We start from the raw sequence: 22,384 nt of genomic DNA on the forward strand, positions 1-22,384 counted from the left end.
ACTTGCCCCACCAAACGCTTCCCCCCCCCCCCGCTCCTCGCCGCGCCCCCCCGGGCGCCGCCCTGGGCCCGGGGGGCGGCGCGCCCGCCGCCGCCGGGCCGCCGGAACAGCGGGACGATCCAGCGCAGGTAGTAGAAGACGCTCGCGACCGTGTTGATCGCGGCGACGGCGGCGAGCCAGGCGTACCGGCCGTCGAGCGCGGCGCCGAACATCAGGACCTTCCCGACGAACACGGCGGTCGGCGGTGTCCCGACGAAGCCGAGCAGGCAGACGACCAGCGACAGCCCGAGGAGCGGCGAGGCGCGCAGCAGGCCGGTGTAGGCGGCGAGGTCGTCGCGTCCGGCCGCGACGACGGCGGCGAACGCGCCGAGGTTCGTCACCGCGTAGGCGGCGACGTAGAACAGCAGCGCGGTCCGCGCGAGGTCGGTGCGGCCCGCCATCGCGACCGGGACGAGCAGGTATCCGGCCTGGCTGACGGTGGAGTAGGCGAGCAGGCGGCGGACGTTGTCCTGCCCGAACGCGGCGAGGTTGCCGAGCGTCATCGTGGCCGCTGCGATGACGGCGACGAGGGCGGGCCATCCCCCGGCGCCGGGCGGCAGCGCCTCCGAGCCGAACCGCAGCAGCGCGGCGAACGCCCCGATCTTCGGGACGGTCGTGACGAACGCGGCGACGGCCGGCGGCGCCCCTTCCGTGACGTCGGGGACCCAGAACTGACCGGGGACGGCGCCCGCCTTGAACAGCAGCCCCGCGAGCAGCGCGACGACGCCGGTGGAGACGGCGGCGGACGGCGCGGCGGCCAGGCCCGCGCGGAGCGTCCCGTACGCGGTGCCGCGCCCGACGCCGTAGAGCAGCGTGACGCCCGCCAGCATCACGACGCCGAGGAACGCGCCCATCAGGTAGTACTTCAGCGCCGCTTCGGTGCCGTGCGCGTCCTTGCCGAACCCGGCGAGCGCGTACGCGGGGAGGCTCGCCAGCAGGTACGCCGCGACGACGACGAGCAGGTCCGAGGAGGCTCCGAGCACCATCGTGCCGAGCGCCGACAGCAGGATCAGGACGTAGTGCTCGCTCTCCCGGGGATGGTCGCGGACGGGTCCGGCGGCCAGGGCGAGGACCAGCAGCGTCGCGCCGAGCACGGTGATGCGGGTGACGTGCGTGATCGGATCGACGAAGAACGCGTCGAACACGACCAGGTCGGGGCGGGTCGCGTCGACGGCGGCGACGGCCAGGCCCGCGGCGAGCCCGGCCGCGCAGACCACCGCGACCCGCCACTGCCGGGTCCGGGGCAGGAACAGCCCGTTGACCAGCCCGAGGACGGCGGCGATCAGCACGCACAGCTCGGGGGCGAGGTCGGCGGGGTTCTCGTTCATCGGCCGGTCACCGCGGTCACGGCCGCCGACACCGGCTCGATCGTGTCGAGCAGGGCGCGCGGCGCGACCCCGATCAGCAGCGACAGCGCCAGCAGCGGGACGATCGCCGCGCGCTCGGGCCGCCGCGCGTCCCCGACCCGCTCGGACAGCTCGCCGGGCGCGCCCAGCACGGCCCGGTGCAGGACGCGCAGGAACAGCGCCGCGGTGACGAGGATGCCGAGGACGGCGATCGCCCCGGTCACGGCCGCCGCCGTCGTGCCGCTCCCGATCGTCCCGGCGAAGATCTGGAACTCGGCGATGAACCCGGACAGGCCGGGCAGCCCGAGGGCGGCGAACGCGGCGAGCGCCAGCATCCCGGCGTAGACGGGCGCGGTGCGCGCGATGCCGCCGAACCGTCCGAGGTCGTAGCTTCCCGCCCGGTCGTGCAGGACGCCGCAGAGCAGGAACAGAGCGCCGGTGACGAGGCCGTGGGAGACCATCTGCGTGACCGCCCCGGTGACGGCGAGCCTGCGCGCGTCCGCGTGCCCGGACGCGTACCCGGCGGCGCCGAGAGCCAGGACGATGTAGCCCATGTGGTTGACGGACGTGTAGGCGACGAGCCGCTTCACGTTGTCCTGTGCGAGCGCCACCAGCGCCCCGTACAGGACGCCCACCAGGCCCACGATGAGGAAGACGAGCGCGTACCGGCTCCAGGCGTCCGGCAGCATCGGCATGGCGATGCGGACGAACCCGTACGCGCCCATCTTCAGCATGACCCCGGCGAGGATCGCGGACCCGGCGGCGGGCGCGTCGGTGTGCGCGGGCGGCAGCCATGTGTGGAACGGCACGACGGGCGTCTTGATGCCGAGGCCGAGGCCGACGGCCAGCAGCGTCAGCCCGGCGAGTCCGGGCGAGCCGGCGAGCGGCGGGTGCCGGGCGAGCTCGACCATGTCGAAGGTGTGCGGGTCCGCGCCGAGGTAGAGGCCGATGAAGCCGAGCAGCAGGACCAGCGAGCCGAGGAACGTGTAGAGGAAGAACTTCAGCGCCGACGCGGTCCGGTCGCCGTGCCCCCACAGCAGGATCACGAAGTACATGCCGACGATCGACAGGTCGAAGAAGACGAAGAACAGCAGCAGGTCCAGGGCCGCGAACAGCCCGAGGCACACCGTCTCCAGGAACAGGAAGAGGATCGCGAACGCCCGCACCCGATGCGTCTGCCGGACCGAGTACACCGCGCAGGCGGCGAACAGTACGGCGGTCAGCGTGACGAGCGGGAAGGACAGCCCGTCCAGGCCCACGTGGTAGCCCGCCCGGACGGACGGTATCCACCGCACGTCCGTCTCGTAGGCGATGCCGGGTCCGGTGCCGTGCGCCGCCCACATGCCCGCGACGAGGGCGAGGTCGGCGAGGGTGACGGCGATCCAGAACCACGGCGCGGCGCGGCGCGGTACGGCCGGCAGGACGAGCGCGGCGGCGAGCGGCAGGAAGACGGCCAGCGACAGCACGGTCACCACCCCGCCAGCACGGCGACGGCGACGAGGACCGCGAGCAGCACCGCCGCCTGCGCGTAGTAGGTGTGGACGAGCCCGGTCTGCGGGCGCCGTGCCAGCGCGGCGAACCGCCGCGCGCCCCGCCCGACCCCGGCGACCAGGCCGTCGAGCCGCGGTTCGGCGCCGCGTCCGGCGAGCCCGGCGGCCCGCTGTCCGGACCGCGCGACGGCCCGGACGGCGCCGTCCACGTACCGGTCGTCGAACGCGGCGAGCGCGCGCGCCACCGCGAACGCCGGGCGGACGATCCCGGCCCGCGCGGCCCGTTCGAGGAACAGCCAGTCCGCCGCCCACACGGGTGCCGGGACCGCCCGCGCGAACCGGACGGCGACGATCGTCAACGCCGCCAGGACGCCGGAGACCGCCAGTTCCAGGCCGTTCACCCGCGTCTCGCCCGGAATGCCCAGAGCGGCGGCGACGCCGCGCAGCCCGAGCACGCCGAGCGAGCAGGCCGCCCCCGCCAGGACGACCAGCGGTAGGCGGGCGAGCAAGGGCACGCGCGCCCCGTCCGTGCGGGTGCCGCGCCACACGGCGAACAGCGCCTTGGCGGCGTAGGCGGCGGACAGGACGGACGCGGCGAGCCCGACCGCGAGGAGCGCGGGCGAGCGCGCACCGGCGGCGGTCAGCACCTCGTCCTTCGTCACCCACAGCGCGAAGGGCGGCAGCCCGGCCAAGGCGAGCGCGCCCGCCCCGAACGCGGCGCCGACCAGCCGGTACCGGCGCGCCGCACCGTGCAACCCGTCCAGCCGCCTGGTGCCGAGGGCGGTCAGCCATGCGCCCGCGCACAGGAACAGCAGGCTCTTCACCGCCGCGTGCGCCACGAGCTGCGCGGTACCGCCGGACACGGAGCCGGCGCCCGCGCCCAGCACCATGAACCCGATCTGCGCGCAGGTCGACGCGGCGAGCAGCTGCTTCAGGTCGCGCTGCGCCAGCGCCACGGCGCCGAGCACCAGCGCGGTGACGGCGCCGGCCCAGACGACGAACGTGCCGGCCCAGCCGGTCGCCGCGAGCAGCGGGTCCAGCCGCAGCAGCAGGTAGGCGCCGGCGGCGACCATGGTGGCCGAGTGCAGCAGCGCCGACACCGGGCTCGGCCCGGCCATCGCCCGCGACAGCCAGAACGAGAACGGGAGCTGCGCCGACTTCCCCAGCGCGGCCAGCACGGCACCGGCCGCCGCGAGGCCGCGCCAGGGTTCCGCCGCGCCGGCGAGCGACGAGAGCGCGAGCGAGTGCGTCCCGGCGACCGCGAAGCCCGCCGCCGCGTACAGGCCGAGGTCGGCGGCGCGGGTGGTGAGGAACGCGACGTCCGCCGAGCGCACCGGCTCCGCCTCGCGCCACTCGTAGCCGATGAGCGCGTACGACATCGCGCCCATGACCTCCCAGCCCATCAGCAGCAGGACGAGGTCGGACGCGGTGACCGTCACCAGCATCGCGCCCGCGAACAGCAGCATCAGGCCGAAGAACCGGGCGCCGTAGCCGTCCGCGGCGGCGAACACCAGGATCAATAGCAGGACGGACGCGACGGTCACCACGAGCACACCCGACAGACCGTCCACGGCCAGCCCGCCGGGCCACCCGGGCAGCAGCGCGAACCGCGCCGCGGGACGGGTGACCGCCGCCGCGACCGCCAGCGCCAGCACGGCCGCCGCCACCAGGACGCCCAGGGCCGGGGCCGCGCGGTCGGCCCGGCGCCCGGCGAGCAGGAGCAGCGCCCCGGCGGCCGGCGGCGTCACGGCGAGCGCGACGATCATCCCTTGAGGTCGCGGGCGTCGTCGGCCATGTCCACGTCGCGCGCCCGGAACAGGGCGGTGACCACGGCGAACCCCATCGCCATCTCCAGCGCCATGACCGTGAGGGCGACGAGGACGAGGACCTGGCCGTCCGGCGCGCCGGGCGAGACCGCGTGCCAGAACCCGGCCGCCCCGACGAGGATCCCGTTGATCATCAGTTCCAGGCCCATCATCAGCATCACGATCGACCGCTGCGACAGGGCGCCGTAGAGACCGACGCAGAACAGGGCGGCGGCGAGCAGCAGGAACGCCTGGAGGGTCATCGCGCGCCGTCCTCGCCGTAGCGTCCGGTGCGGGTGGCGAGCACGACCGTGGCGATCATGGTGGCCAGGATCGCCACCCCGATCACCATCATGACCAGCATCTTCGGCCCCATGATCGCCTGCCCCAGGGCGAACGCCGGGTCGTGCGGCGGGCCGCCCCGCCGCTCCGGCCACGGGATCGCGACGATCCCGGCCGCCAGCGCCGCGAACACCGCGCCGGAGACCGCGAGGGCGCCGCGCCGGTTGTGCACCATCGACATCGGCATCAGCCCGGCCGGGTCCATCATGTACATGACCATGAAGACCGCCATCACCAGCATCTCCATGATCATCATCAGCACGACCAGCACGCCGAGGTAGTGCAGCCCCGCGAGCAGCAGCTCGCCGCCCACGCACAGGAACGACGCGAGCAGCGCGAACGTCGCCCGCGCCATCGACCCGACGGCGAACACCGCCGCGCCGGAGCCCACCGCCGCGACGGCGAGCACCCAGAACAGGACGGTCACGGGAACCTCCTCAGTCCACGACGACGATCGCGACGACGAGCATCTGCAGCAGCACGGCCGGGATCAGCACGATCCACGCCGCCTGCACGAACCGGTCCATCCGCAGGACGGGCAGCCGCCGCCCCGCCCACACCAGCAGCGCGAGCACCGCGCACGCCTTCACCGCCGACCACAGCCACGGCGGCAGCAGCGGACCGTCCCCGCCGCCGAGGAAAAGCGGGACCGCGACGGCCGACGCGACGGCGAGCAGCCCGTACCGCCCGGCGAGGAACACCAGGCGGTCCGGGCCGGGCAGGTCGAGCGCCGCTCCCCCGGCGATGTCGGCGCCGAGCGGCGCGCCGAACGGCCCCCAGAACGCCATCGCGAGCGCGGACAGCAGGTACACCGCGAACGCGACCGGCATCCACACCCCGAACCACAGCCCGCCCTGCGCCGCGCCGATCACCCGCAGGTCCAGCGAGTGCGCCGCCACCGCCGCCGTCATCAGCGCGAACATGTGCGGCAGTTCGTAGGCCAGCCCCTGCGCGACGAACCGGTACCCGCCGACCAGCGCGTACGCCGAGTTGACGCCCCATCCCGCCAGCCACACCGCCCCCCACGCGACGACCTCCATCGCGTTGAACCACACGACGCCGACCCGGCTGCCCAGCGCGGCGTGGCCGCCGAACGGCACGACGAGCGCGGCGAGCGCCGCCGCCACCGGCAGCGCGATCGCGCCGATCCGGGCCAGCGCCCGGTCGGCGCGCGGTGTGACGCGCCGCTCCATCGCCAGCAGCCGCGCCGCCTCGCGGAACGGGCCCGGACCGCCCGCCAGCGCCGCGTCCAGCGACGCCGCCGCGACCGCGAGCGCACCGAGCACCAGCACCTCAAGCATCGGCGGTCACCGCGCCGAGGTCCGGATCCAGGCTCGCCGCGATCAACCGGGCCTGCGCGAGGTCGGCGCCCGTCACCAGCTCGGGCAGCACGGACACGAGCGCCTCGTCCCGGTCGTCGCCGTCGACCGGCGTACCGCCGCCGTCGAGGGCGAGCCGGATGTCGCGGAGCCACCCGTCCAGGCGGTCGGCGACGTCGCCGACGTACCGCGCGGGCACGCCGTGCCGGTCCGCCGCGTCCGGCGCGAGGTGCCCGATCCCTCGGGTCATCCAGCGCAGGAGCCTGGACCGCCGGACCGTCCGCTCGAACGCCTCGAACCCGCGCCCGATCTCTCGGCCGTCGAGAAGGTCGTCGCGCAGGACGGCCGCGCGCCGCGCCGCGTCGTCCCAGCCGGCGACCCGCAGGAGCCGGGCGGCGCCGTCGAGACGGCGCGCCGCCTCCCGCCCCGCCCAGAACGGTCCGCCGCCCGTGTCGACCATGACGGCCTCGGCCGACTGCACGACGTCCCCCTGCAAGGCGAGGTCGAGGCGCAGCCCGGCGGGCCAGTCCGCCAGCACGGGGCCGAGCGGGACGTGCAGGACGTCGAGGCGCAGGCCGTCCCGGTCGTCCGCCCGGTCGGCCATGCCGGCGTCCTCGGGCGGTTCCGCGCCGCGCCGCCGCGTCCGGTCCGGTTCGATGTCGTCGAGCGCGTCCGGCCTGATCCTCGCCCGGGGGCCCGGCATCGCCGACCACACGAGGTCGATCGCCTCGGCGAGCGCCTCGCCGGGCCGGCCGCAGACCACCAGCACGCCCGTCTCCGCGGGCGACACCGCAGGACGCCACCGGCGCTCCCGCAGCCCCGCCTCGACCGCGAGCCGGTCGCCGGTCCCGTCCGCCGCCGACACGACGAACGGGCGCGGACTCCGCTCCGCGAACCCCCGCAGCCGCTCCCTCAGACCCACCGCAGCGCCCCCTCGCGCCACGCGTACAGCACCCCGACCAGCAGCAGCCCCAGGAAGGCGAACATCTCCACGACCGCCTTCGCGCCCACCGACGCCACCACGAGCGCCCACGGGTACATGAAGACCATCTCCATGTCGAAGGCGAGGAACACCATCGTCACCGCGTACCAGCGGACGTGGTACCGCGAGAAGGCGTGCTCGCGGGGCCGCCCGCCCGACAGGAAGGGCCCGGCCTCCAGCGGCCCCGGCGCCATCGCGTACGAGATCGCGTAGACGGCCGCGATCACCGCGCCCACCAGCCCGAGGACGGAGAGGACCACGGCGTACGGCGGCATCGCTCCTCCCCGCTCCCGGCGTCCACTCCCGGGAGGTGTACCTGATCACCGCCCGCAGGAAACCTCCCGGGGGTAAATCGCCGGAAAGCGGGACGGGCCCGGACGCGCGGAAGGGAGCCGCCCGGACCGGGACGGCTCCCCTCTGAGCCCGGCTCACGCGCCGACGCTCTCCTTCTCGTCCGCCGGCCGCGCCGAGCGCGCGCGCAGCGTCACCAGCGCGAGACCGGCACCGGCCAGCGCCACGACCGCGGCGCCGACGAACGCGGCCTGGAACCCGTCGGTGAGCGCGGGCAGGTCGCCCGGCCTCCCGGCGCCCTGCGAGGTGGCGATGGCGGTCATCACCGCGAGGCCGATCGCCGACCCCACCTGGTAGGTGGTGTTGACGATCCCGGACGCCAGCCCGCCCTGCTCCGGCGCGACGCCGCCGATCGCGGCCATCGTGGCGGGGATGAACACCAGCGACATCCCGACGGCGGAGACCAGCGAGCCCGGCAGCACGTCGGTGAGGAAGCCGCCGTCCGCGTCGATCGTCGACAGCACGAGCAGCCCGGCGGCGAGGACGACCAGCCCGGTGACGATGAGCGGGCGCGTGCCGAACCGCGCGATGAGCCGCCCGGTGACGCCGACCATCAGCACCATCATCAGCGCGGTCATCGGCAGCAGCGCCGCACCGCTGGGGAACGCCCCGTACCCGAGCACCTGCTGCAGGTAGAGGTTCAGGAAGTACCACATCGGGATCCACGCGGCTCCCAGCAGCGCCATCGCCGCGTTCGCCCCGGCGAGGCCGGGGGTGCGCCACACCGACAGCGGCATCAGCGGGCCGCGCACGATCCGCTGCCACGCCACGAACAGCGCCAGCAGCAGGACGGCGCCGCCGAGCTGGAGGACGGTGGCCGGCGCGTCCCAGCCGCGCCCCGGCGCCTGGACGATCGCGTACACGGCGAGGCCGAGCCCGGCCGTGACCGCCGCGGCCCCGGCGACGTCGAGCCCGGCGCGGCGGCCGGGCACCGCGGGCAGGACGGCCGGGACCGTCGCCAGCGTCGCCAGCCCGATCGGGATGTAGATGATGAACACCCACGGCCAGCTTAGCCACTCGGTGATGACGCCGCCGAGGAACACCCCGGCGGTGCCGCCGGCCGGGGCCGCGGCGCCGTAGAACGCCATCGCCTTGCCCAGTTCCTTCGGCCGGGCCGAGAACAGCACCATCAGCAGGGTCAGCGCGGACGGCGCGATCAGCGCCGAGCCGATCCCCTGCACGGCCCGGCCGGCGATCTCGGTGGCGGCGCCGTCGGCGGCGGCCGCGACGACCGATCCGGCGATCAGCACGAGCCAGCCGGCCGCGAAGACGCGCCGCGCGCCGAGCAGGTCCGACAGCCTGCCGCCGAGCAGCAGCAGCCCGCCGAAGGCGACGACGTAGGCGTTGAACACCCACTGCAGCCCGCTCTGGCTGAAACCGAGGGCGCCCTGCATGTCGGGGAGCGCCACCCCGATGATCGACGTGTCCATGATCACCATGAACTGGGCGGTCGCGAGCACGGCCAGTGCCCACCAGCGCCTCGGGTCTGCGGACATGACGGTCCACTCCTCCACTCGAGCTGTACCCCCAGGGGGTATGTGCGATGGACCCTAACATGCCCCCTGGGGGTATTAATCCCGCGGACCCGGAAAATGTCGTGCGCGCCGCCTGGAGAGCCCCGGCCCGATCTCCTCGCGGCCTTCCTCCGATCCCCCGCGATTCCGTACACTTCGCAATCTGTGCTGTCGCGAGGGGGGCGAACATGAGCACGGCCGACCGGCATGACGATCGGGATCCGACCGGCGCCCCCTCCCCGCCGCCGGCCTGGGGCCGCGGCGACGGTCCCGGACCGCCGCCCGCCGAGGGCGACAAGCTGGTGGCGAGCTGGCGCAGCGCCCCCACCGACCCCCCGGCCGCAGCAGCCCCACCCCCGCCCGCCGCGAAGCCGGTGCCCGCGCCGCCACCCCCGGGGCCGCCGCGCCCCGCGAGCGAGCCCGTCATGGGACGTCCCGGAACGAGCGCGGGCGGCCAGGAGAACAACGCGGCACGCCCGCCGGCCGCAGCGGGCCAGGCGCGCGTCCGAAAGCCGGAGCCGCCGGTCGGCGGCGCAGGGCGGGCGCGCGGCGGAGACCCGCTGGTGTTCGACCGGCCGCAGGGCGCGCCCACACCACCGGAAGGCGGCGGCACGCGCGTGTTCCGGCCGGGGCTGCGGTCGGGGATCGCGGTCGCGGCGATCGCGGTGCTGGTGGCCGGTGGCGTGACCTACCTGGTCCGCGACGGCGGGAACGGCGGCGGGCACGAGGACGCTCCGGGCGCCGAGGCCGCCGACAAGGTGTTCGCGGTCCCGGCCGCGCTGTACGACGGCCACGAGCAGACGGTCACGGCGGTCGCGGTGCACGGCGGCACCGCGGTGACGGTCGGCAGCGAGACGGTGGACGCGCCGCGCGGGCAGATCCTCGTGTCGTCCGACGGCGGCAAGGCGTGGAGCACCGCGAAGGTGAAGGACGAAGGCGGCACCGGCCAGGACCTGCCGGAGGTCGTCGTGGCGGGCGACCGCGCCTGGGCGGCACTGGGACGCGGTCCAGGCGGCGTGGCCGTGTGGACGAGCGCGGACGGCCGCACGTGGACGCATCGTGCCGGCGCCGCGGGCGCGTTCACGGCGGGCGACCAGGTCACCGGTGTCGCGGCCACCTCCACGGGTTTCGCGGCGATCGGCACCAACCAGGGCGCGGCGGTCCTGTGGACGTCCTCGGACGGCGCCGCATGGCAGCGGCAGCAAGCGCCGCTGCAAGGGAAGCCCGTGAGCATCGCGGCGAGCGGCGCCACGCTGGTCGTGCGGAACGACAACGGCGATCTGTGGCGGTCGGCCGACGGCGGACGGACGTGGGCGCGCGCGGAGGTCCCGCAGAGCGACGGGTCGTACGGGCCCGTCGTCGCGCTGACGTCGGGCCCCGGCGGGTTCTTCGCGGCGCGCGAGGGACGCCGGACGGGCGGGTCGTCGAAGCACCCGAAGAAGCGGGCGCTCGCGGTGTTCTTCCGGTCGTCGGACGGCGTCGGCTGGACGCGGTCGAGCACCATCGACCGCCGCACCTACTCCAGCCTCACCGCGCTGGGCGGATCCGACGCGGGCCTGGCCGCGCTCACCCCGCTCACCGACGGGCGCGTGGCCGCGCAGCGCAGCAAGGACGGCGTGAACTGGGAGTCCGTGGAGAGGCTCGGCACGGACCAGGGCCGTCAGGCGGGTTCGGCGGCGGCACTGCCGCAGGGCGTGCTGGTGGCGGGCCACCAGGACTCCGGCGCGTACCTGGCGGCGCCGGGCGCGCGCCACGGGGACATCGATCTGCTGTCCGTCCCGGGCGCGGTGACGCCGGACCGGACCATCACGCGGCTTGTGGCGGGCAACGGCGTGACGCTGGCCATCGGCAGCGGCGCGGGCGAGGCGGCCGTCTGGACGACGCGCGACGGCCGGGCGTGGACGCGCGCGGGCGGGACCGGCCTGACGGGGCCGGGCGTGCAGCGTCTCGCGGCCGCCGCGTACGGGCCGAAGGGATGGGTCGCGGCGGGACGGAGCGCGGCGAAGCCGCTGCTGCTCACGTCGGGTGACGCGAGCGCGTGGAACTCCGTCGCGGGCCCGGCGGACGATGACGGCGCGCTGGCCGGCGCCGCCTACGGGCAGGCGGGCTACGTCGTCGTCGGCTCGACGGACAAGGCCCCCATCGCGTGGCGTTCGGACGACCTCGCCCGGTGGACGGCCGGTTCCGGCGATCTGCGGGACGGGAGGATGCACGACGTCGCGGCCGTGACGAAGGGCTACGTCGCGGTCGGTGAGCGCGACGGGGCCCCGGCCGTCTGGACGTCCGACGACGGCGCGAAGTGGACGACGGTGCGGCCGCCGCAGGTGCAGGGGCCGCTCACCCGCGTCGTCGCGCGCGGGGACACGCTGGTCGCGACGGGCGCGGGCAACGCCGTCGCGGTCTCGTCCGACGCGGGACGGACGTGGCGCGCGCAGACCGTCCCGGCGTCCGCGCTGGCGGCGAGCCTGGCGACGCCGCGCGGGTTCGTCCTCGCGGGCACGCCCGCCGGGACGGACGACGTCGCCCTGTGGAGTTCGGCGGACGGCGCGTCGTGGCGGATCACCCGTCCGCGCGGGGCCCGCCTCGCTGGAGAGGGAAGCCAGCGCCTCACCGGCCTGGCCGCACGAGGACAGGGCCTGGTGGCGACCGGCATGGACGGCGACACGCCGACCCTCTGGCACACGGCCCTTCCCTGAGCCGTGCGACCGCCGGCGCCGCTCGGAAGTGCGGAAACGCAGGTCAGGGAGCGGCCTGGCGGCGCCGGTCGGCCGCCGCGGCGCTGAGGATCATCTCGTCGACGACCCAGCGGGCCTCCGGGGACAGGTCGACGAGGGCGCGCAGGACCTCGGGGCGGATGATGCCGTGCTCGACGTCGCGGCGCAGGGCCTTGAGCGTGATGTCCTCGTCGATGGGAGCGGTCTCGCTGGGCCGCCCGAAGTAGCCGATCGGCACGCCGAAGAAAGTGGCGAGCGCCCGGAGGGTCTTGAGCTGCGGGTTCTCCTGGCGTCCGGTGCGCAGCTTCCACACGGTGGTGGACGAGATGTCCTCCCCGGTGGCGCGCGCGATGGCGGCGGCGGTCTCGACGTTGTTGCGGGGCGGATGGGCGTCCGCCGGCCACAGGTTGCGGATCAGCCACTCGACCTTGTCCGCCAGCGTCGCGCCCGGCGCGATCTCTTCCGTCTTGTTGCCCATCCGGCCCCTCCCGAACTCGCCGACCCAACGACTTTAGTTGACCGTACGCGAGGTCGTCAGCCAAGGACACAGGCATTGTTCCACTCCGTGTCGGATCGATCACGCAACCCGACCGGGACCTGCGGGCGACCCGCCGCCTCCCCCGCGCCCAGGCGCGCCCCGCACCTGACCGGGAACCGGTCCCCAACTCGTAAGAAAGAGAGCAGCCTCGGCCGTCTCGGCGGCCGAGGCCGTTCCGTCCGGCCGTTCCGTCCGGCTGCGGGCCGTATTCCCGACGTATACCGGCCGTGCTTACCCTTCGATCCGTCAGTCCCCCGCCCGGATCCCGATCCCTACGCAACGGAACGCGACGCCGATCACGCTCCCCGCACGCGGCGCGCGACGAGCCCCCATCACATCGCACAAAGCGACAGGGACGATGAACGTCAATCGCGAAGCCGGCGCGTCCGGCGCACCGCGCCCGCAGCTGCTGCTCCTGACGGCGGGCGCGCTCGCCGGCGCCGTACTGTTCGCCGCCGCCCTGGTCATCGACCTGACCGGCGCCAACGGTCCACAGACGCCCACGATGCCGGCGATGCCGACCCCGGTGCAGCCCAGCATGCCGGACCTGCCGACGACGCTCCCCAGCGTCCCGCCCGGCGGGACCGGCCTGCCGACGCAGCTCCCCACGGACTTCCCGACGCAGATGCCGTCGTTCCCGACGACCCTGCCGAGCATTCCGCAGATCCCGGGAGGCGCGCCATGACCGCCGTCCCCCCGGCGACCCCGGCGCCGGCGCCGGCGCCGCTCGCGGCGTTCCGGGCGGCCGTCCGCGACGACGCGGCGGCCCGCGGGCGGGCGCTCCTGGTCGTCCGGCTGGCCATCGCGCTGTACCTGCTCGAACTGCTGCTCAACCTCGTCCGCCCGCACGTGCTGCCGGACGAGCCGACCCTGTCGATCTTCCAGAAGACGCCCGGCGGAGGATCGGTCGGCCGGCTCCTCGGCACGCCCCGGGCCGTGTTCTGGACGGTCCTCGCCGGCATCGCGATCGGGGCGCTCATTCAGGGGTTCGTGCTGGTCACCCGGCCGGACGAGCGCCGCGCCCGGGCGCTGACCTGGGCGACGATCGCGGTGATGCTCGGGCCGTTCGGCCTCATCCCGCTCGTCGTCGTCCTGGAGTACCCGGCGCAGGCGCTCGCCTGCGTCCCCGGCACCGCGTTCGTGCTCTGGCTGCTGCACCACGGGCAGCGGTTCTCCCGGGTCCCGCTCGCGATGCTGCTGGTCGCGTTCGGCTGGGGCGCGCTGATCGTGTTCGGCCTCGGACGCGCCGCGAGCAACCTCGCGTTCGGCACGGTCGGCGGGTTCGTCGGCAAGGGCGGCAAGGCGTCGCTGACCGCTCAGCTCAAGAACCAGTACCGCGTCATGGACGTCGTCGTCGTGCACCTCGGCGTCGTGAACGCGCTGCTGGTCGCGGCGGGCGTCGTCCTGCTGCTGGTGCTGTTCCGGCACCGCCTCACCGACGCCGTGACGGGCCTCGTCGTCGGCGCCGCCATCGGCCTCGGCTACAACCTCGTCGAAAGCGTGCTGTTCATCCGCCTGTACGGGTCGCTCAGCGCGTTCAACGGCGCGACCGGCGGCTTCGAGTACTGGATCCGGCAGTCCGTCGGGCTGCTCGGCGGGCAGGTGGCGTTCGGCGCCCTCCTCGGCGCCGGGATCGGCGTCGCCGCCCAGGCGCGGCGGCGCGGCGAGCGGCGGCGCGCCGCCCTGACCGCCCTCGCCGCCGCGTCCACCGGCGCGATCGCCACCGAGGTCCTGTCGGCGTGGCTCTCCCACGTCGTCCACGACCACGTCGACATCGGGAGCCCGTTCGACACCCTGATCGTCTCGCCGTTCCTGTGGCTGCTCCCCCAGGCGCCGTTCATCCTGGTCACCGCCGTGCTGCTGGTCCTCGGGACGCGCGCCAGGGCCGCCGCCGCGCGGGCCGGCGTGACCGCCGAGACGGCGGCCGGCCCGGCCGTCACCCGGCAGGAGGCGCCGTTCCTCATCGACCCGGCCCTGCGGTTCTGGACCCTCGCCGGCACCTGGCGCCTGCACGGATGGAACGGGCTGCGCGCCCTCAGCCGCCTGCAGGCGGCCCAACTCGACCTCGCCGCCTGGCGCTGGCGGCACATGGACGACGCCGACGGCCCGGCCCGCGAGGAGGGAGACGCGTTGCGCGCGAAAGTGATGCGGCTGAAGGCACGCGCCGCCGCCGCTCCGGCGGCCCCGGCGGCTCCGGCGGCCCCGGCGACCCCGCACCCCGGGCAGGCGGCGCCATGACCCGCCGCGCCCTGCGCTTCGCCGCCGGCACGGTCCTCGCCGCCGGGCTCCTGCTGCCGCTCGCGCCGCAGAGCGCGTCCGCCTGCGACGTCAGCTACGACTACAAGCCGTCCCTCGACCTGCGGAAGCACGATTTCGGGCACGGCCACACCTGCTCGACCGGCACCTCGCTCGGCGGCGTCACGATCGTCGCGCTTCTGGCGCTCGGTGCCCTCTCCGCCGCCGCGGCCACCGCCTACAGGCGCGGTGCCGCGACGGCGGGCGGCCCGTCCAGCGGTCCCGGCCCGTCCCCGACCCTGACCGCCTATCTGCAGGCCACCGGCCTCGATCTCGCCCCGAAGGCGACGGGGCGTCCACCCGGCGTGCCGCCTGCCGGATACCCCGTCCAACCGCCACGGGCTTACCCGCCCCCGCAGTACCCGCCCGGCCCCGGCTTCCAGCAGCCCCCGCCCGGATACGGCCCGCCGCCTCACGCCAGTCCGCCGCCTCACCCCGGCCCGCCGTCTTACGCCGGTCCGCCGCAGGCCCGGCCGCCCTATGGCGCGCCCGGCCCGTGGAACGCCCCGCCACCACCCCGTCCACCGGCGCCCCGCCCGGCACCCCCGCAGGAGCAGGGACCAGGAGGCGACGATGCGCCACCGGCTTCCTGAGCGCTCCCGCCGCGGCGCCGCCGTCACCGCCGCGCTCGCCGCCGCGCTCGCCTTCGCCGCGCCCGGCGCACTCGCGGCCCCGCCTCAGGACGGCCCGGCGCAGGCCGTCCCCTCGGCCAACAAGGTGCCCTGGGGAACGACGGCCGAAGGCATGGCGATCAAGGCGTACATCAAGGAATACGACGCCCACCTCGTGGACAAGATCGCGCCACCCCAGAACAACGCGCCGACGAAGGTCGTCGATCCCGGCGACCTCGCCATCCACACCCCGCTGTCGCCGGGGCGCAACATCGCCGCGTTCGCCTACACCGAGACCGACGGCGGCCCGATCCGGTACGCCGTCGCGCCGAACGCCCCGCGCCTGGCGGTGAACGGCCGCCCCGAGAAGATCACGCTCCTGGTCTTCGACGAGGACTACGACCTCGTCGAGCGCGTCGAGATCGGAACGCTGGAGGACGTGCACTCCGAGGAGATCGTGGACGACTGGCTCGCGGAGAAGGGGATCCCGACCAGCCGCGTCTACGCGCTGGAGACGGAACGGCAGGACTGCGAGAAGCGCTGCTCGATCTTCCTCGGCTCCGATCCCAAGTCCAAGCACGGCGAGTACTCGACGCTGCGCAAGAACGGCGGCCCCAGGTACAACCACGGCGACGACGAGAAGAACCGCGACTCCGCCCTCCAGAAGGAACGGCAGTCGTTCAGGAACGGCGGCTACGAGATAAAGAAGCCGAAGGAGGAAGAGGCGAAGGCGAAGAAGAACCTCGGAGTCGGCTGCAAGACCGGGTCGATCGGCATTCCCCTCGGCGGCGGGCGGACCGCAGTACCGGCGGCGTACCCGATGGCCGGGCCGTGCGGCGGCGAGGAGGAGAACGACGGGGTCGTCAAGGGCCTCACCGGCGGCGGGCTCGGCGGCGTCGACTTCACCACCCTGCAGATGCGCTACCTGTCGGACGACGCGGGTTCGGGCGGCGTGAAGTACGCCTTCTCCGGCCGGCCGACGGCACCCGGGACGGGCGGCGACCTCGCGTCCGGCCTGGACGCGGTCACGAGCAGCACGGCCGATCTGCGGACGTGGCTGGTGCTCGATCCGAGCAGGTTCTGGGTGAACCTCAACCCCGACGAGCCGAGCCGCGTCATCGACCCGGCGCTCGGCCGGACCAACGCCGGAAAGGCGCTTCTCGAAGCCGACTACCTCATGAAACGGACCGAGGGAAAGCTGCTGGACCCGAAGACCGACCTCGGCGCGAGGTACTGGGACGCGCTGCTCGCCGGCTCGGACAAGGCGTGCTACTCGTCTCGCATGTGGATCGTCCCCGGCGACGTCGAAGTGCGCGAGGACGGCTCGTCCCTCTACATCCTCAAGGCCGATCTGGCGGTGAAGGCCAAGGCGCAGCACATCGCCAACGCGGGCAAGCTGTCCTGCGTCTCCGATCCGGCGAGCGACGCGCGCAACGAGCAGCTGGAACAGCGGATGGTCGTGCCGGCGATCGTCAAGGCCGTCAACACAGCCCCCGAATACGCTCCCATCCGCCGCGCGTTCCTGGCCCGCATCGTCGCGCAATGGATCCGCAAACGGCACCAGGACGGCCACCGCACGTCGTTCGACAAGCTGATCGGCTCGGGGAACATCGGCCCGGCGGAGCTCCAGGACGGCTGGACGCCCCGGAAGGTGTACGACTCCTACGTCCGCTCCATCCAGAACGGCGACTTCAGCTACACCCAGACCGTCGACAGGGGCGACATGCGGGTGGTGCGGCAGCTGGTGACCGGGGGCGTCGACTTCAGCAGGATCCCGATGAGCGCCGTCGGCGCGGAGCGGATGAAGCGCGAGCATCCGGACCTGCCGCGGACGGTGCGGGCGTCGGCGGCGGGCCCCGCGTCCGCCGCCGACGGCTCGATCTGGATGGGCGCGAGCGCCGGAACACCGGACGACGGGCTGTGGTCGAGGACGTCCGGCACCGTCCGCGCGTTCGCGTCCGGCCGCGAGGGCATCGCGGTGATCATCGTGGTCGCGCTCGCCGTGGTGGCCTTCGGCGTCCGCGGCGGCTCCGGCCGCAGGCGGCGGGCCTCGTGACCCGGCCCCGGAAAGCGGAAGACCGCGGGTCCGATCGGACCCGCGGTCGCGTTCTCCCTGATGTACCCCCGAGCGGATTCGAACCGCCGTTACCGCCTTGAGAGGGCGGCGTCCTAGGCCACTAGACGACGGGGGCAAGGACTGTCGGCCTTGGCGGTCTCCCGCTCGGGCCTCGCCCAGCTTACCGGACCCGGACCCCCACCTCGAACCGAATTCCACCATCGCGTACCCGGAGGTACCCGGCGGGTCCAGCCCCGGGGTGAACGCGACGAGGCCGTGTGCGGGAGCGAGTCGACCTCGCCGAGCACACGGCCTCGGAAACGTACCCCCGAGCGGATTCGAACCGCCGTTACCGCCTTGAGAGGGCGGCGTCCTAGGCCACTAGACGACGGGGGCCTGTCCACGACAGTGGACGGAGCTGGGGTACCAGGACTCGAACCTAGACTAAGTGAACCAGAATCACTCGTGCTGCCGATTACACCATACCCCAGTGCGGTACGGGCTTCCCGGCCGTTTCCGGCTGGTCGCTCGCGCCTCGAAGAGAATACAGGACGCCGGGGTCAGCGACCAAAACGATTGCCGCGGCGGGCGGGATCAGCGGCTGAATTCGGGCGGGCCCACGTGCTCGTCGCCCCACTCGACGAGTGGCCGCAGGCGGCGCCAGGCGTCGCGGACGCGGGTGACGACCTCGGGCGACGACATCCAGGGCTCCACGGGCCAGCCCTCGTGGGCGTAGAGGGAGCGGTGGCGGAGCAGCTCCAGGCGGGGGTGGTCCTCGGGAGTGCCGCGCGGACGGGTCTTGAGCCGGTCCCCGGCGATCTCGAGGCCCGCGGCGCGCAGGTCGTCCACGATGGCCTGGAGCCGCTTGCCGGACGAGTCGGCGTCGACGGCGGCCCGGTAGCCGCGGAGCTGCTCCGGCGTGGGCGCGTACATGCCGCCGGCGACCATCAGGCCGTCGGCGTCGATCTGGACGTAGAAGCCGCCGCTGTGGCCGCCCTGGTGGGTCTTGTAGGGCGTCTTGTCCTTGCTGAAGCGGACGTCGCGGTAAGGGCGGAACAGCTTGACCGCGCCGAACTCCTCCTCGAGTTCGGCGCACAGGTCGGCCATCGGGCCGCGGACGTGCTCGTCGTAGACCCGGCGGTTGGCCGTCCAGTAGGACTTGCTGTTGTCGGCGAGGAGGCCCTCGTAGAACTCGAACGCCTCGCCGCTGAAGCCGGTGAACGCCATGACCTCCCCCTTCGTACGGCGCCCCCCAGCTTAGGGACGCCGTACGACAGCGGGGTCAGTCGCGGGCGACGACGCGGTTGGTGAGGTCGCCGACGTTCTCGATGGTGACCGTCACCTCGTCGCCGATCTCCAGGGGTCCGACGCCGGCGGGGGTGCCGGTGAGGATGACGTCGCCGGGCAGCAGGGTCATGACCTGGCTGACGTACTCGACCAGGCTGGGGACGTCGTGCAGCAGCAGCGACGTGCGCGCCTCCTGGCGGACCTCCCCGTTGACGGTGGTGGAGATCGCGAGGTCGGACGGGTCGACCTCGGTCTCGATCCACGGGCCGAGCGGGCAGAAGGTGTCGAAGCCCTTGGCCCGCGTCCACTGCCCGTCCTTCTTCTGCAGGTCGCGGGCGGTGACGTCGTTGGCGCAGGTGTAGCCGAGGATGACGTCGGCGGCGCGGGCGGCGGGGACCTCGCGGCACATGCGGCCGATCACCACGGCGAGCTCGCCCTCGTGGTCGACGCGCTCGGAGAGCTTCTCCGGGTAGGCGATCGCCTCGCCGGGCCCGATCACCGCCGTGGACGGCTTGGCGAAGATCACCGGTTCGGCGGGCGGTTCGCCGCCCATCTCGCGGGCGTGGTCGGCGTAGTTCTTGCCGATCGCGATGACCTTGCTGGGCAGGATCGGGGCCAGCAGCCGCACGTCGGCGAGCGGGAAGCGCTGCCCGGTGAAGGTCAGGTCACCGAACGGGTGGGCCGCGACGGCGGCGATGGTGTTCTCCTCCACCACGCCGAAGGACATGCCCTCGTCGGTGGAGAACCTGGCGATACGCATGGTCGAGAGCCTAGTACGCGGCTCAGAAGCCGCATGCGGTGCCGTTGAACAGGCACGCGCGCGGCGCCGCCGGGACGCCGGACGCGCCGAACTGGACGTCCAGGGTGCCGCCGGGCGGGATCGGGTCGGCGCCGTCGGCGTTCTCGATCACCGGGTGGGCCCCGCCCTGGACGAGCCGGGCGTCCCAGACGCTGCGGACGTCGGCGCCGGGCGCGTCGAAGCTCACCCGCCACGTCCGCATGGGGCGTCCGGTGCGGTTGGTGATGACGAACCGGCCTTCGTAGTAGCCGTCGTCCTGCTGGACGAGCCGGTAGGTGATGCCGCTGCCGGTCGCCACCGACCCCGGCGTGGGACGGCCCGAGGCCGGGACGCGGGTCTTGCCCGGCGTCCGGGGCACGTCCTCCTCGCCGTCCGATCCGCCTCCGCTGAACAGCGACACCGCGCCCAGCGCCACGGCCATGACCAACACCGCGGCGACCAGCGTCAGGGGAACCGGGAAGCGCCGCAGCCACGCGACGACCTTCTCTGACGTCGACCGCGCACCTGACCCGCCGAGCACCGGCTTCGCCACAGAGCTCTCGGCAGGCGGCGGCCCAACGATCAGCCGATCGTCCGGTCCGGGCTGGTCAGGTGCCGTGGCGTCCGGATCGTCCGCGCTCTCGGGCTCCGGCTCGCCGGTCTCCGCCGGCGTCGCGGCGGCCTCGGCCGGCCCGGCGGGACGCGCGAACTCGACGGTGGTCTTGTGGTCAGGAGGCACGTAGCCGGGCTCGTCGCCGCTCAACTCCTCGCCCTCCCTGTGGCCGGGTCCCATGGAGTCCGACGGCGGGCGCGACGATCAGGTTCGACGGGGGCGCCGGAAATGTCCACTCAGCACTGCTGGCCGGCGGGCTCCAGCCCCCGGCGGGCGGCCTGCCGCTGGTGCCGGTTGAGCATGTCGGTGATCAGCTCGATCGCGTCCGGGGTGGCGATGTCCTGGGCGCCGCTGATCCAGCGGGTGGCCTCGGCGAGCAGGTCCTCGGCGGACCCGTCGGCGCCGTCGTCGGCCATCCGGCCGAGCACCGCGCCGAGCCGCAGCGCCGCCGCGTCGTGCCCGGACTCGGCGGCCCGCCGGAACCAGTCGGCGGCCTGCCCGAGATCGCCCTCGTCCTCGTAGATCTCGCCCAGCCCGAACGCGACGTCGGCCCAGGATCCGTCCGTGGGACGCCCGAGGTCCTCGGGACTCCAGGGTCGGACAGGCATGCGATCACTCCGGTCGTTCGGCTGCGGGTCCACGGCGCGCGGGAACCTCACGCGTGCCGTGCGCGAACCATGGTGGCGGCGGCGCCCGAAATCCGCCACCGCTTTAGCCGGTTTTGTTGAAATATCCACCTGACCGGTTGTCAGGAGCGAAAAGACCCTCGTCCGTTCGAACGACCGCCCTCACACCCCGAACCGCGCCAGCGCGTCGTCGAAGCCGTCGTGTCCGTCGTCGTACGAGCGCGGCCGGACGAGTGGGCCCGCGCCGGCACCGGCGAGCAGGGACGGGAGGACGAGCGGGTCGGGCAGCGCGCCGCCGCCGAGAGCGACGGGGTCGCGCAGGACGGTCCGGACGCCGGGGGCGCCGGAGACGAACTCGCCGACGACGAAGCCGTCCGTCTCGGTCCAGACGACCGCCCGGGCGCCGAGCAGGAAGGTGGCGTCGCGGGGGTGGGACGGATCGAGCCACACGTCCGCCAGGAGCGTCCCCGATGCCTGGAGCGCGTCGCTGACCATGGTGATGTATCCGCGGGTGGCGTCGACGTGGGGGTCCGGGTGAGCCTGGGGCTGAACGTGGCCGGTCACTAGCACATCCCTCTCTTCCGCTTGATTGCAGTATGAGGGATCAAGTCACTTATGTCCCATTTCAGCGCAATTTTCTTCACATGAAGACAGCATGAACTCACCCGTTGGCCCATTGCCTCCCTTCCGTCTCCCCCGTCACTGACAACGCGGTCACGAGCGGGCCGCAGGCCCCCGCCCACGGCCGGCACCGGGACCGGCGCGCTCAGCCCGCCGGCGCGGCGGCCTCGGGTTCGCGGGCCCCGGTCCGGGCGGTCTCGGACCGCCGGCGCGCGCACGCCGCGGCGGTGAGGCCGGGAGCGACGGCGACCGCGAAGGCGGCGGCCGAGCACACCGCGGTGAGCCCGCGCGGCGCGCTCGCCCGCCGGCCCAGCGCCTCGATGATCACGAGGACCGCGAGCCCGGCCGCGACCGCCCACACGGCGCCGGGCGTCCCCGGGACGCCCGGTCCCCAGGCGGCGGCCGACGCCCTCCATGCCGCGCCCCGCCCGTGCGCGGCGTTCCAGGTACGGGCGCCGCCGGGGCGGACCCCGGCGCCGTCCGCCGGCACCGGGGTGAGCACCAGCCGCGGGTACGCCCCCGCCGTCGGCCGCTCGCCGAACCGCACCGCCCGCCACTCCCCTGGCGCCGCACCGACCGGCGGTGCCTGTGTCCCGCTCTCTTCCACCTCGACCTCTCCTCGGCTCGGCGTCCCGCCCACGTGGCGACGGAGATCACGTGCTGGTACGGCTCTTCTGGCGGCGGCCGACCGGCAGCGCCGGGTCGACCACGTTCACGAACAGGCCCTGACGGTTCGACCACTGCGGCCCCTGCCCACGGAAGACCGTGGAGTTGAACCTCCGCCCGGCCAGAACGATCGAGATCACGAGGGCCCCGAACACCGTCAGCGGAACGAGGATCCACAGGTAGACGGTCACTGACGCAGCCATGTCGGCTCCTTCCGACAGGTTCGGTCCGGCCGACCCGTCTGCTAGTTCTACATATTTCTTACATGCCACCCATCACACTGCTACTGTTGTCGAGCTTTCCTTGGAACTCCACTTGTACCAACAAGTTGCTCAGTATGAGTGTTACCCTCTTAGGAGATTGCAAACATGTTGAGTGGGAACTACTTGTT

The 22,384-nt window shown here is 74.1% G+C and carries 22 protein-coding genes and 3 tRNA genes; 5 read left to right on the forward strand and 20 right to left on the reverse strand.

Annotated elements, in window-relative coordinates:
• From ABT299_RS42655 to ABT299_RS42695, 9 genes are all read right to left on the reverse strand, one after another.
• Positions 1-1,367, reverse strand: a 1,367-nt coding sequence (locus ABT299_RS42655) for an NADH-quinone oxidoreductase subunit N (protein ID WP_500254249.1), incomplete at its 3' end; no start/stop codon positions are given.
• Positions 1,364-2,860: a complex I subunit 4 family protein gene (locus ABT299_RS42660; protein ID WP_500254250.1), complete on the reverse strand. Its 1,497-nt coding sequence runs from the start codon at positions 2,858-2,860 to the stop codon at positions 1,364-1,366. The genes ABT299_RS42655 and ABT299_RS42660, both read right to left, overlap by 4 nt.
• Complete coding sequence (locus tag ABT299_RS42665) at positions 2,854-4,641, reverse strand: proton-conducting transporter transmembrane domain-containing protein (protein WP_500254251.1); 1,788 nt, start codon at positions 4,639-4,641, stop codon at positions 2,854-2,856. Before ABT299_RS42665 ends, ABT299_RS42660 begins: the two co-directional genes overlap by 7 nt.
• Entirely contained in the window at positions 4,638-4,943 is a 306-nt protein-coding gene (nuoK, locus tag ABT299_RS42670) for an NADH-quinone oxidoreductase subunit NuoK (RefSeq protein WP_387027261.1), read from the reverse strand. Before nuoK ends, ABT299_RS42665 begins: the two co-directional genes overlap by 4 nt.
• Complete coding sequence (locus tag ABT299_RS42675) at positions 4,940-5,449, reverse strand: NADH-quinone oxidoreductase subunit J family protein (protein ID WP_500193062.1); 510 nt, start codon at positions 5,447-5,449, stop codon at positions 4,940-4,942. The genes nuoK and ABT299_RS42675 overlap by 4 nt, the downstream gene beginning before the upstream one ends.
• A 10-nt stretch (positions 5,450-5,459) precedes the next feature.
• The gene (locus ABT299_RS42680) at positions 5,460-6,323 is read right to left on the reverse strand and encodes a complex I subunit 1 family protein (RefSeq protein ID WP_500254252.1); all 864 of its coding nucleotides are present in this window, start codon (positions 6,321-6,323) and stop codon (positions 5,460-5,462) included.
• Positions 6,316-7,263, reverse strand: a complete 948-nt coding sequence (locus ABT299_RS42685; RefSeq protein WP_500254253.1) for a hypothetical protein — start codon at positions 7,261-7,263, stop codon at positions 6,316-6,318. Before ABT299_RS42685 ends, ABT299_RS42680 begins: the two co-directional genes overlap by 8 nt.
• Positions 7,254-7,598 carry an NADH-quinone oxidoreductase subunit A gene (locus ABT299_RS42690; RefSeq protein ID WP_190859630.1) on the reverse strand — a complete coding sequence of 115 codons (345 nt, stop codon included), beginning with the start codon at positions 7,596-7,598 and terminating at the stop codon, positions 7,254-7,256. The genes ABT299_RS42685 and ABT299_RS42690 overlap by 10 nt, the downstream gene beginning before the upstream one ends.
• A 153-nt stretch (positions 7,599-7,751) precedes the next feature.
• Positions 7,752-9,170: an MFS transporter gene (locus tag ABT299_RS42695; protein WP_500254254.1), complete on the reverse strand. Its 1,419-nt coding sequence runs from the start codon at positions 9,168-9,170 to the stop codon at positions 7,752-7,754.
• 206 nt (positions 9,171-9,376) lie between these two features.
• On the opposite strand from ABT299_RS42695, the gene ABT299_RS42700 reads away from it, so the two are divergent.
• Positions 9,377-11,884 (forward strand): hypothetical protein, encoded by a 2,508-nt coding sequence (locus ABT299_RS42700; RefSeq protein ID WP_500254255.1) that lies wholly within the window; start codon positions 9,377-9,379, stop codon positions 11,882-11,884.
• A 43-nt stretch (positions 11,885-11,927) separates the two neighbouring features.
• Here the strand turns inward: ABT299_RS42700 and ABT299_RS42705 are convergent, their stop codons facing one another.
• On the reverse strand, positions 11,928-12,380 hold the full coding sequence (locus ABT299_RS42705; RefSeq protein ID WP_190865035.1) for a helix-turn-helix domain-containing protein: 453 nt from the start codon (positions 12,378-12,380) through the stop codon (positions 11,928-11,930).
• A 418-nt stretch (positions 12,381-12,798) separates the two neighbouring features.
• Between ABT299_RS42705 and ABT299_RS42710 the strand changes: the two genes are divergently transcribed.
• The 4 genes from ABT299_RS42710 to ABT299_RS42725 are packed head-to-tail and all read left to right on the forward strand — an operon-like array spanning position 12,799 to position 17,402.
• The gene (locus ABT299_RS42710) at positions 12,799-13,125 is read left to right on the forward strand and encodes a hypothetical protein (protein WP_500254256.1); all 327 of its coding nucleotides are present in this window, start codon (positions 12,799-12,801) and stop codon (positions 13,123-13,125) included.
• Positions 13,122-14,678, forward strand: coding sequence for a PrsW family glutamic-type intramembrane protease (locus ABT299_RS42715; protein WP_500254257.1), 1,557 nt, complete (start codon positions 13,122-13,124; stop codon positions 14,676-14,678). Before ABT299_RS42710 ends, ABT299_RS42715 begins: the two co-directional genes overlap by 4 nt.
• Entirely contained in the window at positions 14,675-15,328 is a 654-nt protein-coding gene (locus tag ABT299_RS42720) for a hypothetical protein (protein WP_500254258.1), read from the forward strand. Before ABT299_RS42715 ends, ABT299_RS42720 begins: the two co-directional genes overlap by 4 nt.
• Complete coding sequence (locus tag ABT299_RS42725) at positions 15,309-17,402, forward strand: hypothetical protein (RefSeq protein WP_500254259.1); 2,094 nt, start codon at positions 15,309-15,311, stop codon at positions 17,400-17,402. Before ABT299_RS42720 ends, ABT299_RS42725 begins: the two co-directional genes overlap by 20 nt.
• 63 nt (positions 17,403-17,465) lie before the next feature.
• On the opposite strand, the gene ABT299_RS42730 is transcribed toward ABT299_RS42725, so the two are convergent.
• The 10 genes from ABT299_RS42730 to ABT299_RS42775 all read right to left on the reverse strand — a co-directional run bounded on the left by ABT299_RS42730 (position 17,466) and on the right by ABT299_RS42775 (position 22,196).
• Positions 17,466-17,538: transfer RNA gene (locus tag ABT299_RS42730), tRNA-Glu, on the reverse strand.
• 187 nt (positions 17,539-17,725) lie between these two features.
• A tRNA-Glu gene (locus ABT299_RS42735) sits at positions 17,726-17,798 on the reverse strand.
• 22 nt (positions 17,799-17,820) lie between these two features.
• Positions 17,821-17,892 (reverse strand) — tRNA-Gln (locus ABT299_RS42740).
• A 104-nt stretch (positions 17,893-17,996) separates the two neighbouring features.
• Positions 17,997-18,629, reverse strand: coding sequence for a DUF2461 domain-containing protein (locus tag ABT299_RS42745; RefSeq protein ID WP_500254260.1), 633 nt, complete (start codon positions 18,627-18,629; stop codon positions 17,997-17,999).
• Positions 18,630-18,684: 55 nt separating this feature from the next.
• Positions 18,685-19,449, reverse strand: coding sequence for a fumarylacetoacetate hydrolase family protein (locus ABT299_RS42750; protein ID WP_190865047.1), 765 nt, complete (start codon positions 19,447-19,449; stop codon positions 18,685-18,687).
• 22 nt (positions 19,450-19,471) lie between these two features.
• Complete coding sequence (locus ABT299_RS42755) at positions 19,472-20,230, reverse strand: cellulose binding domain-containing protein (RefSeq protein WP_500254261.1); 759 nt, start codon at positions 20,228-20,230, stop codon at positions 19,472-19,474.
• Positions 20,231-20,316: 86 nt separating this feature from the next.
• On the reverse strand, positions 20,317-20,688 hold the full coding sequence (locus tag ABT299_RS42760) for an SEL1-like repeat protein (protein ID WP_190865051.1): 372 nt from the start codon (positions 20,686-20,688) through the stop codon (positions 20,317-20,319).
• A 180-nt stretch (positions 20,689-20,868) separates the two neighbouring features.
• Positions 20,869-21,270 (reverse strand): DUF6292 family protein, encoded by a 402-nt coding sequence (locus ABT299_RS42765; RefSeq protein WP_500254262.1) that lies wholly within the window; start codon positions 21,268-21,270, stop codon positions 20,869-20,871.
• Between the two features lie 202 nt (positions 21,271-21,472).
• On the reverse strand, positions 21,473-21,934 hold the full coding sequence (locus ABT299_RS42770) for a hypothetical protein (protein WP_500254263.1): 462 nt from the start codon (positions 21,932-21,934) through the stop codon (positions 21,473-21,475).
• Between the two features lie 46 nt (positions 21,935-21,980).
• Positions 21,981-22,196 (reverse strand): hypothetical protein, encoded by a 216-nt coding sequence (locus ABT299_RS42775; protein ID WP_190865056.1) that lies wholly within the window; start codon positions 22,194-22,196, stop codon positions 21,981-21,983.
• Positions 22,197-22,384: the final 188 nt, after the last annotated feature.

The sequence above is a fragment of the Spirillospora sp. NPDC000708 genome (genome assembly GCF_040299565.1).
In the GTDB taxonomy this organism is placed as follows: domain Bacteria; phylum Actinomycetota; class Actinomycetes; order Streptosporangiales; family Streptosporangiaceae; genus Spirillospora.